The organism is Gordonia sp. VNK21 (assembly GCF_046098115.1).
Classification (GTDB): Bacteria; Actinomycetota; Actinomycetes; order Mycobacteriales; family Mycobacteriaceae; genus Gordonia.
In genome coordinates this window covers 106,911-123,471 of record NZ_JBJURU010000012.1, presented here as the reverse complement: position 1 = coordinate 123,471, position 16,561 = coordinate 106,911, and the positions used below count along the sequence as shown (strand labels likewise).

At 69.8% G+C, this 16,561-nt stretch carries 14 protein-coding genes and 1 pseudogene; 11 read left to right on the top strand and 4 right to left on the bottom strand.

Translation table 11 applies throughout. From position 1 onward, the window contains the following. Positions 1 to 38: 38 nt before the first annotated feature. Positions 39 to 1,073, top strand: a complete 1,035-nt coding sequence (gene fbaA / locus ACJMNC_RS14515; protein ID WP_408948670.1) for a class II fructose-bisphosphate aldolase — start codon at positions 39 to 41, stop codon at positions 1,071 to 1,073. 78 nt (positions 1,074 to 1,151) lie between these two features. Here the strand turns inward: fbaA and ACJMNC_RS14510 are convergent, their stop codons facing one another. Next, on the bottom strand, positions 1,152 to 2,537 hold the full coding sequence (locus ACJMNC_RS14510; protein ID WP_408948669.1) for a DUF4878 domain-containing protein: 1,386 nt from the start codon (positions 2,535 to 2,537) through the stop codon (positions 1,152 to 1,154). 129 nt (positions 2,538 to 2,666) lie between these two features. Here ACJMNC_RS14510 and ACJMNC_RS14505 point away from each other — a divergent pair, with 129 nt between their 5' ends. From ACJMNC_RS14505 to ACJMNC_RS14495, 3 genes are all read left to right on the top strand, one after another. Then, positions 2,667 to 3,113 (top strand): DUF3151 domain-containing protein, encoded by a 447-nt coding sequence (locus ACJMNC_RS14505; protein WP_408948668.1) that lies wholly within the window; start codon positions 2,667 to 2,669, stop codon positions 3,111 to 3,113. 33 nt (positions 3,114 to 3,146) lie between these two features. Continuing rightward, entirely contained in the window at positions 3,147 to 4,301 is a 1,155-nt protein-coding gene (locus ACJMNC_RS14500; RefSeq protein WP_408948667.1) for an FUSC family protein, read from the top strand. 67 nt (positions 4,302 to 4,368) lie between these two features. After that, positions 4,369 to 5,310 carry a cation diffusion facilitator family transporter gene (locus ACJMNC_RS14495; RefSeq protein ID WP_408948666.1) on the top strand — a complete coding sequence of 314 codons (942 nt, stop codon included), beginning with the start codon at positions 4,369 to 4,371 and terminating at the stop codon, positions 5,308 to 5,310. A 142-nt stretch (positions 5,311 to 5,452) separates the two neighbouring features. Here ACJMNC_RS14495 and ACJMNC_RS14490 read toward each other — a convergent pair whose 3' ends face one another. Next, the gene (locus tag ACJMNC_RS14490) at positions 5,453 to 6,238 is read right to left on the bottom strand and encodes a site-2 protease family protein (protein WP_408948665.1); all 786 of its coding nucleotides are present in this window, start codon (positions 6,236 to 6,238) and stop codon (positions 5,453 to 5,455) included. Continuing rightward, complete coding sequence (locus ACJMNC_RS14485; RefSeq protein ID WP_408948664.1) at positions 6,235 to 6,876, bottom strand: hypothetical protein; 642 nt, start codon at positions 6,874 to 6,876, stop codon at positions 6,235 to 6,237. Before ACJMNC_RS14485 ends, ACJMNC_RS14490 begins: the two co-directional genes overlap by 4 nt. Before the next feature lie 63 nt (positions 6,877 to 6,939). Between ACJMNC_RS14485 and ACJMNC_RS14480 the strand changes: the two genes are divergently transcribed. From ACJMNC_RS14480 to ACJMNC_RS14465, 4 genes are all read left to right on the top strand, one after another. Further along, positions 6,940 to 8,226, top strand: coding sequence for an adenylosuccinate synthase (locus tag ACJMNC_RS14480; protein WP_408948663.1), 1,287 nt, complete (start codon positions 6,940 to 6,942; stop codon positions 8,224 to 8,226). Between the two features lie 81 nt (positions 8,227 to 8,307). Beyond that, complete coding sequence (locus tag ACJMNC_RS14475) at positions 8,308 to 9,882, top strand: adenylate/guanylate cyclase domain-containing protein (protein WP_408948709.1); 1,575 nt, start codon at positions 8,308 to 8,310, stop codon at positions 9,880 to 9,882. Positions 9,883 to 9,926: 44 nt separating this feature from the next. Then, complete coding sequence (gene purT / locus ACJMNC_RS14470) at positions 9,927 to 11,783, top strand: formate-dependent phosphoribosylglycinamide formyltransferase (protein ID WP_408948662.1); 1,857 nt, start codon at positions 9,927 to 9,929, stop codon at positions 11,781 to 11,783. Between the two features lie 441 nt (positions 11,784 to 12,224). Continuing rightward, complete coding sequence (locus tag ACJMNC_RS14465) at positions 12,225 to 12,797, top strand: hypothetical protein (protein WP_408948661.1); 573 nt, start codon at positions 12,225 to 12,227, stop codon at positions 12,795 to 12,797. Positions 12,798 to 12,944: 147 nt separating this feature from the next. Here the strand turns inward: ACJMNC_RS14465 and ACJMNC_RS14460 are convergent, their stop codons facing one another. After that, on the bottom strand, positions 12,945 to 14,336 hold the full coding sequence (locus tag ACJMNC_RS14460) for an FAD-dependent oxidoreductase (RefSeq protein ID WP_408948660.1): 1,392 nt from the start codon (positions 14,334 to 14,336) through the stop codon (positions 12,945 to 12,947). Positions 14,337 to 14,538: 202 nt separating this feature from the next. On the opposite strand from ACJMNC_RS14460, the gene ACJMNC_RS14455 reads away from it, so the two are divergent. From ACJMNC_RS14455 to ACJMNC_RS14445, 3 genes and pseudogenes are all read left to right on the top strand, one after another. Further along, positions 14,539 to 15,030, top strand: a complete 492-nt coding sequence (locus ACJMNC_RS14455; protein WP_408948659.1) for a hypothetical protein — start codon at positions 14,539 to 14,541, stop codon at positions 15,028 to 15,030. Then, positions 15,027 to 15,440 (top strand): rhodanese-like domain-containing protein, encoded by a 414-nt coding sequence (locus tag ACJMNC_RS14450; RefSeq protein WP_408948658.1) that lies wholly within the window; start codon positions 15,027 to 15,029, stop codon positions 15,438 to 15,440. Before ACJMNC_RS14455 ends, ACJMNC_RS14450 begins: the two co-directional genes overlap by 4 nt. A gap of 40 nt (positions 15,441 to 15,480) precedes the next feature. Continuing rightward, a pseudogene (locus ACJMNC_RS14445) lies at positions 15,481 to 15,966 on the top strand (PLP-dependent transferase); the annotation flags it as partial. Positions 15,967 to 16,561: the final 595 nt, after the last annotated feature.

Sequence of the window (16,561 nt, the reverse complement as noted above, 5' to 3'; positions counted from 1 at the left end):
CGCCGTGAGCGAGACCATCGATCTGGAGGATGTCCTAAATGCCCATCGCCACCCCCGAGAAGTACCTCGAGATGCTCACCAAGGCCAAGGAGGGCGGCTACGCCTTCCCGGCCATCAACTGCACCTCGTCGGAGACCATCAACGCCGCGATCAAAGGCTTCGCCGATGCCGGCAGCGACGGCATCATCCAGTTCTCCACCGGTGGCGCCGAGTTCGGCTCCGGACTGGGTGTGAAGGACATGGTGACCGGCGCGGTGGCGCTGGCCGAGTTCGCACACGTCATCGCCGACAAGTACGACGTGACCATCGCGCTGCACACCGACCACTGCCCCAAGGACAAGCTGGACACCTATGTGCGGCCGCTGATCGCCATCTCCCAGGAGCGTGTCGACGCCGGGCAGAACCCGCTGTTCCAGTCGCACATGTGGGACGGCTCGGCCGTGCCGATCGACGAGAACCTCGAGATCGCCCAGGAACTGCTGACCGCGGCCGCCAAGGCCAAGATCATCCTCGAAGTGGAGATCGGCGTGGTCGGCGGTGAAGAGGACGGCGTCGAGGCCGAGATCAACGAGAAGCTGTACACCTCGGTCGAGGACTTCGAGAAGACCGTCGACGCGCTCGGCGCCGGCGAGAAGGGCAAGTACCTGCTCGCCGCGACCTTCGGCAACGTGCACGGCGTCTACAAGCCGGGCAATGTCAAGCTCAAGCCGTCGGTGCTCAACGACGGCCAGCAGGCCGCCGCCGCCAAGCTCGGCGTCGACGCCGCGTCGAAGCCCTTCGACTTCGTCTTCCACGGCGGCTCCGGCTCGCTCAAGAGCGAGATCGAGGAATCGCTGAGCTACGGCGTGGTGAAGATGAACGTCGACACCGACACCCAGTACGCGTTCACCCGCCCGGTGGCCGGCCACATGTTCGCCAACTACGACGGCGTGCTCAAGATCGACGGTGAAGTGGGCAACAAGAAGACCTACGACCCGCGCAGCTACCTGAAGAAGGCCGAGGCCTCCATGACCGAGCGCGTCATCGAGGCGTGCAACGACCTCAAGTCGTCGGGCAAGTCCATCTCCGCCTGACCGCGCGACGGCCCCGGCCGTCTCCCGAACGCACTGCGCCCCGGCCGTCGGCCGGGGCGCAGTCGTCGTCAGGTGTGGTCAGGGCTGTGCGCAGACCTTCCAGTCGCCGTCGACCTTGTGCAGGGTGATCTGGGCCGGCGAGGTGGTGCCGGGATCCTCGCTGCTGAAGACCTCCACACCCACTCGTGCGGTGTCGCCGTCGATGGCCACGGCGGTGACGTCCTTGAACTTCATCATCTGGTTCCGGGTCTTCTGCGACTGGTAGGCGTTGGCGAAGGCCTCGTCGTCGACGCTCTGGTAGAACTCGTGCTCAGTGCCGCAGGTGATGGTGCGCAGGGTGTCCAGGTCACCCTCGGACATGGCGGTCTGGTAGTCCTCGGCGGCGTCGGCGGCCTTGGCCGAGTCCGAAGACCGGTTGACGAAGTACCAGATGCCCACGACGACGGCGATCACCACGACCAGCGCCAGCAGGCTCCACAGCAGCCATTTGCTCCTGCCGTCCTTGTCGCGTTTCTCGGCGGACTGCGTCTTGGGGTCGGAGCCCGCGATCACCTGGGGTTTGGGGGCATCGTGCGCCCAGCCCTTGGCGGCGGCGCCGGCCGCGGCCGCACCCGCCGCACCGGCCGCGGCTCCGGCGGCGGCCGCGGGGATCTTGGTGGTGGTGGCCTCGCTGTCGGTCGGGCTCTCGGTGGCGGGTTCCTGCGCCGGAAACTTGGTGGTCGCGGGCTCGGTGTCCTCTGCCGGGGCCTCCGCGCCGGCCGGGGCGACCGCGATCTCCTCGGTGGCGGGCTCGGCCTCGTCGTCGTCGGCCTCGACCTCGGCGTCGTCGCCGGTCAGCTCCAACGACTGCTCCACCAGATCGGTGCGTTCGAGCGCATCCGGATCGGCGCCTTCGACGGTCGTGCGAGCAGCGGGCGTGGCGGCCGCACCGGCGGCCAGAGAGACCACCTCGACCTCGGCGAGTGCGCCGTCGACCGGGGCCTCGTCCCCGGCATTCGCCTCTTCGCTGTCCTGGTCGGCAGGGTCCTCGTGCGCTGTGTCGGTGTCGGCTGTGTCGGTGTCCGCTGTGTCGGTGTCCTGGTCGGCGGTGTCCTCGCCGGCAGTCTCGTCGGCTGCGGTGTCCTCGTCGGCTGTGTCGTCCTCGGCCGTGTTCTCGCCGGTTGTGCCGTCCTCGGCGGGGGCGTCCCCGTCGGCGCCGTCGGCCGTCTCCGAATCGGACTGCTCATCCCCGGCGTCTGCGCCGGCAGCGGCATCGCGCACCTGCGCCGGCACCGCGAAGGCCTGCGTGGGCGACTCCGAGTTGCCTCCGCGCGGTGCCTCGTCGGCCTCCAGCTTGACCACCTCGGTGGCCGGGCCCGCATCGGAGTCCGGGGTCGCCGGAGCCGGTGCGCCACCGCGGCGTGCGCGGAAGGCGTCGAGCACCTTGTCGACGGCGCTGTTCTTCTCGTTGTCCGGGGTCGGCATAGTGGCGTCGTTCCTACAGCTCGAGGGATGCATCAGGTGAGCGCGCGGCAGTGCGCGACTTCGAGAGTAACCAATGCCGGCGACGTGTGATCGCGGCGGTGGCGCCGAGCGGAGTGATTGAATGACAGTGTGACCTCTTTCGGAGATTTGCTGGGACCCCCGCCGACACTGCTGACCGGAGACGACGATGCGGAGTCGGATCTGCTGAACGGCACCGATCCGGCCGCTGTGGCCGCAGAGCACCCGTCGGCGTCGATCGCCTGGGCCTATCTGGCCGAGGCGGCGCTGGCCGATGCCGAGCCGGAGGCGGCGCAGCCCGATGTGAGCCGGGTCATGGCCGCCTATGCGTACGCGCGGACCGGCTACCACCGCGGGCTCGACCAGCTGCGTCGGCACGGCTGGAAGGGTTTCGGCCCGGTGCCGTGGAGTCACGAGCAGAATCAGGGCTTCCTGCGCTGCGTGGGCGCCCTGGCGCGGTCGGCTCAGCTGATCGGGGAAGAAGACGAGTACCTGCGCTGCCTGGATCTGCTCAACGACAGCGATCCGCGGGCGATCACCGAACTCGGTCTGGACTGAGCGGCGCCGGCCGCGGACGTCGGGGAGGCGGTGATGCGCGGCGAACGGTTCCGGCAGCGCCGCTCGATACTGTTCGCGGCGCTGCCGGCACGGGTGCAGCGGCCGCTGCGCCGGCTGTCGCTGTCGCTGGTGCCGGTACTGCAGTGCGCCATCGCGGCCGGTCTGGCCTGGTTCATCGCCGCGGATCTGCTTCATCACGACCGGCCGTTCTTCGCCCCGATCGCGGCGGTCATCTCGCTCGGGGTGGTGCTGACCAAACGCTGGCGCCGGGCCATGGAGCTGATCGCCGGGGTGGTGATCGGCATCGTCGTCGGCGATCTGATCGTCAGCCTGATCGGCAGTGGCGCCTGGCAGATCACCGTGGTGGTGGCGCTGGCCATGACCATCGCGGTGGCCGCCGACGGGGCGCCGATGGTGACCAATCAGGCGGCCGCCTCCGGGGTGCTGGTGGCCACCCTGCTGCCTCCGGGCGGCGCCGGCATGTACCAGCGGGCCGGTGATGCGCTGATCGGCGGCGGAACTGCACTGCTCATCGGTGCGCTGGTGCCGGTCAATCCGGCCAACCGGGCACGCCGGGACGGGGCGCAGCTGCTGGCCACCCTGCGGGATCAGTCGGTGAATCTGGCCGGCGCGCTCGCCGCCCGCAGCGAGGACGGCGTGTACCGGGTGCTGACCGCCGCCCGCGGCACGCAGGGTGCGGTCGATGCCATGCACGCCGACATGCGCGTGGGCCGGGAGGTGGGTGTGATGTCGCCGCTGTACTGGGCCGAGCGGCCCCGGCTGCAACGCATCTCGGCCACCGGCGAGCCGATCGACAATGCGGTGCGTAACTTCCGGGTGATCGCCCGGCGGGCACTCTCGCTCACCCAGCGCGGGGTGGCGATCGATCCGCTGGTGCTGCAGGTGGTGTCGGACCTGGGGGAGGGGTTCGAGATACTGCGCCGGATGATGCTCGCCCCGCCGGGCGGCAAACCCGACGGCGCCGAGGCCACCCGGGTGCTGCGCACCATCGTGCGGGAGGCCCGGGCGGCGGTGGCGAGCACCCGGGAGACCATCGCCGAGGGCGGGGGCGATCTGTCCGAGGCGGCGATGCTGATGGAGATGCGCTCACTGCTCGTCGACATGTTCATGGTGGCCGGGCTCAAGCGGGAGTCGGCGCTGGCCCAGCTGCGGCTCGGCGACCGCTAACCTGTACGGCCGGGACTTAGGTCACCCTTTGCTTGCTATTCATGCGCAATAATGTATATATAGAGTCATGACTGCGCACGACCACGCCGACGGGCACGCCGGGCACTCGCACGGCCCCACCGCCGCCGACCTGGTGTCCGAGGCCGGTCATCGCCGGCTCTGGCCGATGGTCGCCGCCGTCGTGCTGATCGGCGGCTACTTCGTCGTCGAGCTGACGGTGGGCCTCGCCATCGACTCGCTGGCCCTGATCGCGGACGCCGGGCACATGCTCACCGACGTGCTGGCCGTGTCGATGGGACTCGCGGCGCTGCTGCTGGCCCGGCACGGCCGCATCACCGACGGCCGCAGCTTCGGCTGGTACCGCGCCGAGGTGTTCACCGCCGTCATCAACGCCGCGCTGCTCGTCGGCGTCGGCATCTTCGTGCTGACCGAGGCGATCGCCCGCATCGGCCACGACCCGGAGGTCCCCGGGCTGGCGCTGGTGGTGGTGGCCTTCGTCGGCCTGGTGGTGAACCTGGTGGTCATGCTGCTGCTCCGGGCCGATGCGCAGGGCTCGATCGCCGTGCGGGGGGCCTATCTGGAAGTCCTCGCCGACGCGGTCGGCAGCGTCGGCGTGCTGGTCGCCGGTGTGGTCGTCATGACCACCGGCTGGGGCTACATCGACCTGGTCGTGGCCGTCGCGATCGCGCTCTGGGTGGTGCCGCGGGCGGTCCGGCTGGCGGCGCAGGCGCTGCGCATCCTCAATCAGCAGGCGCCGGAGAGCGTCGACGTGGCGGCGCTGCGCGAAGAACTCGCGGCGGTGCCCGGCGTCGACGATGTGCACGACCTGCACGTGTGGTCGCTGACCACCGGCATGGATGTGGCCACCGTGCACGTCGGCGCCGAAGGAAGCGACTACGCCCGGGTGCTCGCCGACACCCGCGCGGTGCTCGCCGCCCACGGCCTCGAACACGCCACCGTCCAGGTCGATCCCGGCGCCGACGGCTGCTGCGAGTCGCTGCGCTGGTGACACCGGCTGGACTAGCGCGACGAGCAGGCGCACGCGACTCTCAGATCCTCGCGCTCCCCGTCGATCGGGAGCGCGAGCGTCTGAGTGTCGCGCCCCTGAGGTTCTGCCGTGAGCCGATCGGGCGACGGTGCCCAGTTCGTCCTCAGCGCCAGAAGATCACCAGCTGCCAGCCGTAGTCCACCAGTGCGGCCGGCACGCCGAAGAGCTCGACGATCGCGTCGATCAGCCCGAAGAACGCCTGATTGATCGGCGGGATCAGCAGCAGCACGATGATCAGCACGAAGCCCCACGGCGCCAGATGCGCCGCGCTCTGCCGGGTCTGCGGACTCAGATACGGCTCGATCGCGCCGTAGCCGTCGAAGCCGGGCATCGGGATCAGGTTGAGCACCGCCGCGGTGATCTGCAGAAAGCCCAGCATGGTCAGGGCGCCCATCAGGTTCACGTTCTGCGCGCTCAGTTCCACCGAGCGCACGCAGAGCAGCAGCACCGCGCCGAGCACCAGATTGGTGATCGGGCCGGCCAGCGAGACCAGAGTGCGCTGACGCCGGGTGAAACCGGCGGTGTTGAGATACACCGCGCCGCCCGGGAAGCCGATGCCGCCGATCATGATGATCAGCAGCGGCAACCCCAGCGACAGCCCCGGATGGGTGTACTTGAGCGGGTTGAGCGTCAGATAGCCCCGCATCTCGGTGTTGCGGTCGCCGTACCGGAATGCGGTGAAGGCGTGCGCGAACTCGTGCAGGCACAGCGAGATCACCCAGCCGGCCAGCACCAGCAGCAGTGCGCTGAACTCGGCGGCCGGACTGTCCTGCGCGCCGGTGGTCCACAGCCAGTAGCCGGAGGCGGCCGCGACCACCACCAGGGCGAGGAAGGCCGGACCGGGCCGCACCGACTTCAGTGCGGTCAGCGTCGGGGAGGGGGCGGTCACGGTCGCACCAGCTTCCAGTCGAGGTGGTGCCGGTAGAAGGTGGAGCGCTTGACGGTGCGCGGCGTCAGCACGCCCTCGCGTTCGACCACCAGATTGGCCCCGCCCGTCTGCACCGCGCGGCCGGTGAGCCAGCCGCCGGGCAGCCGCCGCTGCACCCGCCCGCGCACTCCCGGCTCGACGGTCAGCGGCTCGATCTGCACCGCCCGGGTCCGGCCCTCGAAGAGCCGTTCGGAATCGACGTAGGTCTCGCCGACCAGGGCCTCACCGTCCGCGCCCCGATGCCGTGCCCGGCCCACCAGCACCGTGGCGGCATCGTCGCGGATCAGCGGAAGAGCCTGCGCCGCACCGTGTTCGGCCAGTTCGCGGGCCGCCTCGCCGTGCGGTAGGCCGTAGACGGACGTCGCCGCAGTGGCCTCGGGCGCGGCATAGGCCACCTCCACGTCGAGCCGCTCGTGCCGCATCAGGACGCCGACGACGGCACCGAAGAAGGCGTCCGGGTTCTCGCCGGACTCGCGTTCCGGCGGCGGCGCCACCACGATCCGGGTGATCGCCGGATCATCGAGGACGGCGCTCAGCCTGCGGGCCAGAGCGGCGGCCTCGGAGCCGGGGGGAGGCGGAACGATCAGCGCGGATGCCACCGGACTAGGATATAGCCGCGGTCTACCCGATAGGGTTGTGCCCGAATAGGAGGAGCACCTGACATGGCTGCGATTGTGCTTATCGGCGCCCAGTGGGGCGACGAGGGCAAGGGTAAGGCGACCGATCTGCTCGGCGGGGACCTGCAATGGGTCGTCCGCTACCAGGGCGGCAACAACGCCGGGCACACCGTCGTTCTGCCGACCGGCGAATCCTTCGCGCTGCACCTGATTCCGTCCGGCATCCTCACCCCGGGCGTGAACAACGTCATCGGCAACGGCGTCGTGGTGGACCCGAGCGTGCTGCTGGCCGAGCTGACCGGACTCGAAGACCGCGACGTCGACACCTCCGCGCTCTACCTCTCCGCCGACGCCCACCTGCTCATGCCGTACCACGTGGCCATCGACAAGGTCACCGAGCGCTTCCTGGGCAACAGCAAGATCGGCACCACCGGACGCGGCATCGGGCCCTGCTACCAGGACAAGATCGCCCGCGTGGGTGTGCGGATCGCCGACGTGCTCGACGAGAAGATCCTCACCCAGAAGGTCGAAGCGGCCCTGGAGATCAAGAACCAGATCCTCACCAAGATCTACAACCGCAAGGGCCTCGATGCGGCTCAGGTCGTCGACGAGACCCTGGAACTCGCCGCAGGCTTCAAGCACCGCATCGCCGACACCCAGCTGCTGCTGAACCAGGCCCTCGAGCGCGGCGAGACGGTGCTCCTCGAAGGCTCGCAGGGCACCCTGCTCGACGTCGACCACGGCACCTACCCGTACGTCACCTCGTCCAACCCCACCGCCGGCGGCGCCGCCGTGGGCTCGGGCATCGGCCCCGGCAAGATCACCACCGTGCTGGGCATCCTCAAGGCGTACACCACCCGCGTGGGCGCCGGACCGTTCCCCACCGAGCTCTTCGACGAGTGGGGCGAATACCTGGCCAAGACCGGCGGCGAGGTGGGCGTGACCACCGGCCGCGCCCGGCGCTGCGGCTGGTTCGACGCCGTCGTCGCCCGGTACGCCACCCGGGTCAACGGCATCACCGACTACTTCCTCACCAAACTCGACGTGCTGTCCTCGCTCGACCAGGTGCCGATCTGCGTCGCCTACGAGGTGGACGGCGAGCGGGTGGACGAGATGCCGATGACCCAGACCGGCTTCCATCACGCCAAGCCGATCTACGAGACCATGCCCGGCTGGTGGGAGGACATCTCCCAGTGCCGCACCTTCGAGGAGCTGCCGCAGAACGCGCAGAACTACATCCTGCGGCTCGAGGAGCTCTCCGGCGCACACATCTCCTGCATCGGCGTGGGTCCGGGCCGGGACCAGACCATCGTGCGGCGCGCCATCGTCTAGTGCGGATCCCGTGACCCGAAGGGAGCGCTAGTGGCCCGGTTCGGCCGAGACTACGGCTCCTTCCTGCTCGGCTCGGCCGACATGTCGCCGCGCCGGCTGCGGATCCGCATCCAGATCCTGCTCACCGCGGCCGTGGTGACGGCCAACCTGATCGGTATCGCCATCGCGATCTCGCTGGCCGGCTTCGGGATCCCCGAACCGTCGGTGTTCACCCGGGAACTGATCCTGGTGAACTTCCTGGCAGTGCCGGTGTACGCGAGCGTGGCCCTGATCATCGGCGTGAGCATCGGCACCGTGATGATGGTGCGGGCCCTGCGCTGGTCCATCCTCGGCGAGACCCCCACCCCGGCGGACGCCCGGCGGGCCGTGCGCGCCCAGCGCCGCCTGGTGCTGCTGCAACTGGTCCTCTGGTTCGGCGCCGCCGCGATGCTCGGACTGCTGTACGGGCTCCACGACCCCGAACTCATCCCCAAAGCCGTGCTGGTGGTGGCGATGAGCGGGGCCGTCGTCGCCGCCGTCTCCAATCTTTTCACCGACGTCCTGCTGCGTCCGGTCTGGGCCAAGATCTTGCAGGCCGGTCTGGGGTTGCGCGGCAAGTCGGTGCGCTGGCAGGCGGTGATGTCCTGGGCGATCGGCTCGGGTATCCCGCTGGCCGGAATCCTGCTCGTGGTCTTCTTCTCCACCTACGTCTCGGAGAGCAGCCGGACCAGTCTGTTCGTCTCGGTGACCGTGCTGGTGGCGATCGCGGTGGCCGTCGGGCTGCTGGCGGTGTACCTGTTCGCGTGGACCGTCACCGGCCCGATCCGCAGCGTCCGCGACGGGATGGCCCGGGTGCGGACCGGCGACGTCAGCGAGGACGTGGACGTCATCGTCTACGACGGCAGCGAACTGGGCGAGATGCAGTACGGCTTCAACACCATGATCGCCGGGCTGCGCGAGGAGGAGCGGCTGCGCGACATCTTCGGGCGGCACGTCGGCCGGGACGTCGCCGCCGCGGCGATGCGGGCCGACCCGCAGCTCGGCGGGACCGCGCAGACCGTCGCCGTGGTCTTCGTCGACGTGATGGGGTCGACCGAACTGGCCGCCGAACGGCCGCCGGAAGAAGTGGTCACCCTGCTCAACCGGTTCTTCGCGGTGATCGTCGAGGCCACCGAGAGCAATCGGGGGCTGGTCAACAAGTTCGAGGGCGACGCGGTGCTGTCGATCTTCGGCGCACCCATCGGGCTCGACGACCCGGCCGGCGCCGCGCTGCGCGCCGCCCGGGAGATCGCCCAGCGGCTGGCCGCGGAAGTCCCCGAACTCCAGGCCGGCATCGGGGTGAGCTACGGCCCGGTGGTGGCCGGCAACGTGGGCGCCATCCAGCGCTTCGAGTACACGGTGATCGGCGATCCGGTGAACGAGAGCGCCCGCATCTCGGAGATCGCCAAACGCGATCCGCGCCGGCCCTGGGCGGCGCAGCGCGCCATCGCCGCCGCCGCGCCCGGCGAGGCCGCCCGCTGGAAGCTCGAGACCACCGAGGTGCTGCGCGGCCGGGATGCCGCGACCGAGATCTTTGTGGCCCGGGTGATCCCGTACGCCCCGCACCAGCGGTCCGGTGACGACGATCCGCGCGCCGAGACCGGCGACGCCCCGCGCGCGGACCGATCGAACGACTGATCATCGGCGGCGCGCAAAGCCGACCGTGTGGAACACTTTGTCGTATGACTTCGCACCGAGCTCCCGAGCCCGCTGACGACGCCGCCGACACCCCCGGAACCGGTGATCGACCGGCCGGCACCCCGGCGCCCGCCGAGGTCGCAGAGCCCGCCGGCGCCGCTTCCGCCGGCACCCCCTCTACCGGCACCACAGAGTCCGCGCCGCGGGTGACCCCCGGGCCGGTGGAGACGCTCGGCACCCCGGGCACCGATACCGCGGTCACCGTGCTGCTGCTCGGCTCCGGTGAGCTCGGCAAAGAGGTGACCATCGCCTTCCAGCGCCTCGGCGTGGAGGTGGTGGCCGTGGACCGTTATGCCGGCGCCCCGGCCCACCAGGTGGCGCACGCCGCCGAGGTGATCGACATGACCGACGCCGCCGCGGTGCGCGCGGTGATCGAGAAGCACCGCCCGCGCTATGTGCTGCCGGAGATCGAGGCCATCGCCACCGACGCTCTCGAGGGGGTCGAGCGTGACGGGCTCGCCGAGGTGATCCCCAGCGCCAAGGGTGTGGCCGCGACCCTCGACCGGGAGGGCATCCGCCGGCTCGCCGACGAAGAACTGGGCCTGCCGACGTCGTCGTACCTGTTCGCCGGTTCGGAGGAGGAGCTGGCGACCGCCGCCTACCGGGTGGGCTATCCGTGCGTGGTCAAGCCGGTGATGTCGTCGTCGGGCAAGGGCCAGTCGGTGGTGCGCAGCGCCGACGACATCCCCGCCGCCTGGGAGACCGCGATGACCGGCGGCCGGGTGGCCTCGGCACGGGTGATCGTCGAGCAGCTCATCGACTTCGACTACGAGGTGACGCTGCTGACCGTGCGGGCGATCGATCCGGCGACCGGCGAACTGGCCACCTACTTCTGTGAGCCGATCGGCCACCGGCAGTCCGGGGGCGACTACGTGGAGAGCTGGCAGCCGCAGCCGATGGACCCGGAGGTCCTCGGTGCGTCCCGCTCCATCGCCGCGCGCATCGTGGCCGCCATGGGGGCGCCGGGAACGCTGAGCGGCCGCGGCATCTTCGGGGTGGAACTGTTCATCAAGGGCGACGAGGTGTACTTCTCCGAGGTGAGCCCGCGCCCGCACGACACCGGCCTGGTGACCATGGCCAGTCAGCGGCTCTCCGAGTTCGAGCTGCACGCCCGCGCCGTCCTGGGCCTGCCGGTGGACACCTCGCTGGCAGCACCCGGTGCGTCCGCGGTGATCTACGGCGGCATCGACGCCCCCGGCATCAAGTTCGCCGGTGTCGCCGAGGCGCTCGCCGATCCCGCTGTGGATCTGCGCCTCTTCGGCAAGCCGGAGAGCTATGTCAGGCGCCGCATGGGTGTGGCGGTGGCGACCGGTGCCGATGTGGAGCAGGCCCGCAGCCGCGCCGGCCGGGCCGCCGGACTGGTCACCCCGCTCGCCGCCGACGCCCCGCTGCCCGCCGAAGCGTCGACGGACCCCGTCGAAGGGTCGACGGAGCCCGCCCAGCCGGCCCAGCCGCCGGCCACCACTGTGGCGCCGTTGCCGCCCCAGGTCGCTCAGCAGGCGCCTGCTCGTCCGGCGCCCGCCCAGCAGGCCCAGCAGGCTCCCGCTCAGCCGGCGCCGGGACCGTCGCCGGTACCGGGGCGTCCACCGCAGCCCCCGCAGGGCGGCACGGCCCGCCCACCCCACCCCGGCCCGGGGCGTCCGCCCGCCCGGGGGCCGGTGCCGCCGCCTCCGGGTCCGCCCGGACCGCCGCCGCCCGGCCGGACCCCCGGCCCGACCACCGTGGTGCGCCGGCCCGGGCCTCCCGCCGCGCCCGCGGGCCGCGGACCGGCCGGCCCGTCGGGTCCGCGCCCGCCCCAGCCCCCGCCCCCGTCGTCCCCGCCCCCGCCGCCGCAGCGCTGAACCGTCTCCGGCGGCGCGAAAATCGTCCGCTCAGCGGCCCGCCGAGGGCATATCGCCCTCGGCGGCGCTGTGAGCGGACGATCTTTGAGTTCGGTGCCGCGGCGAACTAAGAGGACTGTGAGCTAAGTAACACAGCCGCGTGAGGCAGCGATAGGAGTGATGTATGCACTGGCATACGGGGTTATCAGGATCCGTTCATCCGGACTGTCCTCTGTTCGAGTGAACGATTCTGTAACGGTTGTGGCGAGATCTGTCGATACGGTGGTGAGAGCGACCACGCTGGATGTCGTCGCAGCCTAATCGCCGACATCACAGCTCTCGACGGCTCCATGGGGAGCGCCGGACTGTCGACCGGGGTCACGCCACCACGCGGACCACCGAGTGCAGTCACGTACAAGTGCAATCGATTCGCTGGACCACACCGAAGCGAAAGGGATGGACATGAAGAAGACATTGACTCGGGCGGCCGTAGCGCTCGCCTCCGCGGGAGCAATCGGCGCCGGCGGGCTGGCCGCCGTCGCGCCGGCCGACGCCGCGACCCCCAACCTGCGGCTGACCGGTGCGGTGTTCTGCCACTTCGGTCAGGTCCCGGGGAAGCCCTGGGGTGTGCAGTGGTACATGGTGCGCACCATGAAGGTGACGGCCGAGGGGTCGTCGTTCAAGAACGTCCACCTGCAGGAGCTCGGCGGCACCAGCAAGTTCGCGCCGCTGCTGTCCCCGACCGGTAAGGATGCGAATGGCAAGGCGGTGCCCAAGTCGCTGGAGATCACCACCAAGTGGCCGGGCTGCTTCCCGTCCTCGATCTCGGGCTACACGATCTCCGACTACGCAGAGAACCTGGTCGACAACTTCGGCTTCTGGTGGAACCTGCGCAAGATCGAGAACCCGAAGAACAAGCAGGACAAGGGCACCGGTTATGGCGCGATCGCTCCGGACAACACCGGCACCAAGACGGGTAACGACGCCGCTCAGGCCAGCGCCGCCAAGGCCGCCCTGGAGGCCGCTGCCCGCTGAGCGGTTGCACGACCACCACAACTGAAGACACAGCGAGGGCGACCGGATGACCGGTCGCCCTCGCTGTGTCTGCGCCCAGAGTCTGACACGCGCCGAGTCTGACGCGCCCAGCGCCGACCCGCTCAGGGTCTGACGCTTACTGCGCGATCAGTTGCTCTGCACCTTGTCCGGTTCGGAGGCGGCGAGCATGTCGTGCCGTTCGACGACCTTCTTGCGCTCGCGGCCCTCGGCGGCGCCGAGCTGACGCTCGTGCTCGTCGAGCCGGTACCAGCCCTCCCAGGTGGTGAACGGGATCCCGCGCGATTCGAGCAGCGCGATCACGGCGTCCTCGCCGGCATCCTCGGGGGTGTTGAGCGTGCCGTTGACCATGTCCTCGGCGATACACTCGACGGTCTCGTTGGCGTCGCCCTTGGTGTGGCCGATCAGGCCCACCGGGCCGCGCTTGATCCAGCCGGTGGTGTACAGGCCGGTCAGGTGCGCGCCGTCGTCGAAGATGCGGCCCGCCTCGTTGGGGATGACGCCGGCCTGGTTGTCGAACGGGATGCCGGGCAGATTGTCCGAGAGGTAGCCGACCGCGCGGTAGATCGCGCCGATCTCCCAGTCGGTGGTCTTGCCGGTCGGCTTCACATTGCCGGTGCCGTCGAGCTCGGTGCGCTCGGTGCGCAGGCCGACGACCTTGCCGTCCTCGCCGAGCACCTCCACCGGGTTCTCGAAGAAGTGCAGGAAGAGCTTGTGGATGGCGCCCTGCTTGGGCTCGCGGATGGCGTAGTTCTCGATGATCTGGGCCACCTGATCGGTGATCTTGGAGGTGCGCCGGGCGACCGTCGAACCCTCGTCGTAGTCGATGTCCTCCGGGTTCACGATCACCTCGATGTTCGGCGAGTGATCGAGTTCCTTGAGCTCGAGCGGGGTGAACTTGGCCTGCGCCGGCCCGCGGCGCCCGAAGACGTGCACCTCGACGGCCTTGTTCTGCTTGAGTCCCTGGTAGACGTTGTCCGGGATCTCGGTCGGCAGCAGCTCGTCGCCGGTCTTGGCCAGCACGCGGGCCACGTCCAGGGCCACATTGCCCACGCCGATCACGGCGACCTTCTCGGCCTCGAGCGGCCAGGTCCGGGAGAAGTCGGGGTGGCCGTCGTACCAGGCCACGAACTCGCCGGCGCCGTAGCTGCCGTCGAGGTCGACGCCCGGGATCTCCAGGGCGCGGTCGTCGGTGGCGCCGGTGGAGAAGACCACGGCGTCGTAGTGCTTCTTCAGGTCGTCGAGCGTGACGTCGGTGCCGAAGTCGATGTTGCCCAGCAGCCGAACCGCCGGCTTGTCGAGCACCTTGTGCAGGGCGGTGATGATGCCCTTGATGCGCGGGTGGTCGGGGGCGACGCCGTAGCGGATCAGGCCGAACGGGGCGGGCATCCGCTCGTACAGGTCGATGCTCACGCCGCGCTCGGACACGGTCTCCGACTTCATCAGCGCGTCGGCGCAGTAGATCCCGGCGGGACCCGCACCGACGATCGCGACCCGCAGCGGGCGGCTGTTCTCACTCATTTGGCAGTCGCTTCCTCAGCTGGATAGATGGCTTCCGGTTCTACGGTATGACGGTCGGCGCGATGCCCAAAATCGGCGGGTGAGGGCGCCCTCACCTCGGACGGTCTGCTCAAAACTCTTGACGAAGCCGACGTCATCTGCCTGGTCGGGGCGGTCCGGCCGCCTGCGGAGCCGTCCCGGGCCGGTCGATAGACTGGCCCGCATGAGCAATCAGACGCCCGGACCGGACACCGGTGAGGAGTTCGACGAGGTCGACGATCCGCGTACCTGGCGTGACGCTGTGCCGTTCATGATCGCACTGGGGCTGGTCGCGGTGGTCCTGGGCGTGATCCTGATCGTCACCCTGGTGTCGCCGCCCAGCGAGCGGCTCAACGACTCGACCCGGGTGCAGTACGTCGTCAACGACGCCTTCAGCGCCCGCAACTCGCTGAACTACGAGCAGTACCGGAACTCCTTCTGCGAGAAGAACCTGTCCTCGCCGAACTTCCCCACCATGGCGCAGTTCCAGGACAGCAACCGCACCGAGCGGGATGCCAAGGGCGAGTTGAAGGTTCCCGAGATGGAGGTGGACGTCACCGGCGACCAGGCCACCGTGCGGGCGCACTGGTACCGGGCGAAGAACAAGAACGAGAAGTCGGTCACCACGTGGACCGTGGTGAAACAGGGCGACGACTGGAAGGTGTGCAATCAGTGAGCTACGCAGGGGATCTGACGCCGCAGCAGGCATGGGACAAGCTGGCCGCCGAATCCGATGCGGTGCTGGTGGACTGCCGCACCCAGGCCGAATGGAGCTATGTGGGCGTGCCCGACGTGAGCGGGCTCGGCAAGCGCACCGTCTTCGTCGAGTGGGTCGACTTCCCGCACGGACGGCTCAACGAGCGGTTCGTCGATCAGCTGCGCGCGGCCGGGGTGGCCGACCAGACGCCGGTGCTGTTCCTGTGCCGGTCCGGGCACCGGTCGATCGGTGCGGCCGAGGCCGCTACTGCGGCCGGGATCGGACAGGCGTACAACATTCTGGAGGGTTTCGAAGGCGCGCTCGACGTCGACGGGCACCGCGGCGGCGCCGGCTGGCGGGCCGACGGACTGCCGTGGCGTCAGTCCTGAGCCGTCGCGGAGCGGTCTGACGTAGCGAAGAGGAGACGACATGAGTCGTGAACTGCCCGACTGGGTGTCACCGGAGACCACCGCCGTGCGCGGCGGACTGATGCGGTCCGGGTTCTTCGAGACGTCGGAGGCGGTCTACCTCAACAGCGGTTACGTCTACGAGTCCGCCGAGGCGGCCGAGCGGGCGTTCACCGGCGAGGACGAACGCTTCGTCTACACCCGGTACGGGAATCCGACCGTCGAGATGTTCCAGGAGCGGCTGCGCGGACTCGAGGGCACCGAGGCCTGCTTCGCCACCGCCAGCGGCATGGCCGCGGTCTTCGTCGCCCTCGGCGCACTGCTCAAGCAGGGCAGCCGGCTGGTCGCGGCCCGCAGCCTGTTCGGCTCATGCTTCGTCATCTGCAACGAGATCCTGCCCTCGTGGGGCGTGGAGACCGTCTTCGTCGACGGTGAAGACCTGGCGCAGTGGGAGGCGGCGGTGTCCGAGCCCGCCGACGCGGTGTTCTTCGAGACGCCCTCCAATCCGGCAGGCGCAGCGCCTCAAGCTTCCACTAGTGGCACGGCGGCGGCCTGTAGACCGACGCCCGGTCGAGCATGACGCCCACGCTCGCGTCCTTGCCCATCTACCAGAACCGGTGGGCGCCCAGCAGCAGCTCCTTAAGCCGCTACCAGTCGCGTGACCGGTGGCTGACCAGGTCAGCCTCGAAGTAGCAGAGCTCCGGAAACTCGTAGTGGGTCCGCAACTTGCCCGACTCGCGGCCTGGCCACACGGCGTACTCAAGCGCCTGGCCTGGCAGCTACTTGAGCCGCCACGGGTAGTGGCGTGGCGGGTAGTGGGCCGGGACCGGCAGCTACACGAACCACGGGCTCATCTGCTAGTGCAGCCGTGGGTACAGGTCTGGCGCGACCTCGTCGCCCCACCGCTTCTGCAACAGCTCGTGGTGGACGCGCGGCCGGCGCACACGCTCCAGCCGGTGGCGCGCGTGCAGGTGGTCCCAGACGTAGCCTAACCTCCCGCAGAGCTTCTTGTGGCGCAGCCGCCCGAGCCTGTTGCGGCGGAGGGTGACGCGGTCCAGAAGTGGCAGCTGCTTCTGCCAGAGGTGCGGGGTGCTCCCGTCCTA

What these genes read in the sequence shown, in the direction of transcription:
- ACJMNC_RS14475 (WP_408948709.1), top strand. Translation starts at nt 8,308, where the DNA reads ATGTCGCCGCGCCGGCTGCGGATCCGCATCCAGATCCTGCTCACCGCG.
- fbaA (WP_408948670.1), top strand. Translation starts at nt 39, where the DNA reads ATGCCCATCGCCACCCCCGAGAAGTACCTCGAGATGCTCACCAAGGCC.
- ACJMNC_RS14455 (WP_408948659.1), top strand. Translation starts at nt 14,539, where the DNA reads ATGAGCAATCAGACGCCCGGACCGGACACCGGTGAGGAGTTCGACGAG.
- ACJMNC_RS14495 (WP_408948666.1), top strand. Translation starts at nt 4,369, where the DNA reads ATGACTGCGCACGACCACGCCGACGGGCACGCCGGGCACTCGCACGGC.
- ACJMNC_RS14510 (WP_408948669.1), bottom strand. Translation starts at nt 2,537, where the DNA reads ATGCCGACCCCGGACAACGAGAAGAACAGCGCCGTCGACAAGGTGCTC.
- ACJMNC_RS14460 (WP_408948660.1), bottom strand. Translation starts at nt 14,336, where the DNA reads ATGAGTGAGAACAGCCGCCCGCTGCGGGTCGCGATCGTCGGTGCGGGT.
- ACJMNC_RS14500 (WP_408948667.1), top strand. Translation starts at nt 3,147, where the DNA reads ATGCGCGGCGAACGGTTCCGGCAGCGCCGCTCGATACTGTTCGCGGCG.
- purT (WP_408948662.1), top strand. Translation starts at nt 9,927, where the DNA reads ATGACTTCGCACCGAGCTCCCGAGCCCGCTGACGACGCCGCCGACACC.
- ACJMNC_RS14465 (WP_408948661.1), top strand. Translation starts at nt 12,225, where the DNA reads ATGAAGAAGACATTGACTCGGGCGGCCGTAGCGCTCGCCTCCGCGGGA.
- ACJMNC_RS14480 (WP_408948663.1), top strand. Translation starts at nt 6,940, where the DNA reads ATGGCTGCGATTGTGCTTATCGGCGCCCAGTGGGGCGACGAGGGCAAG.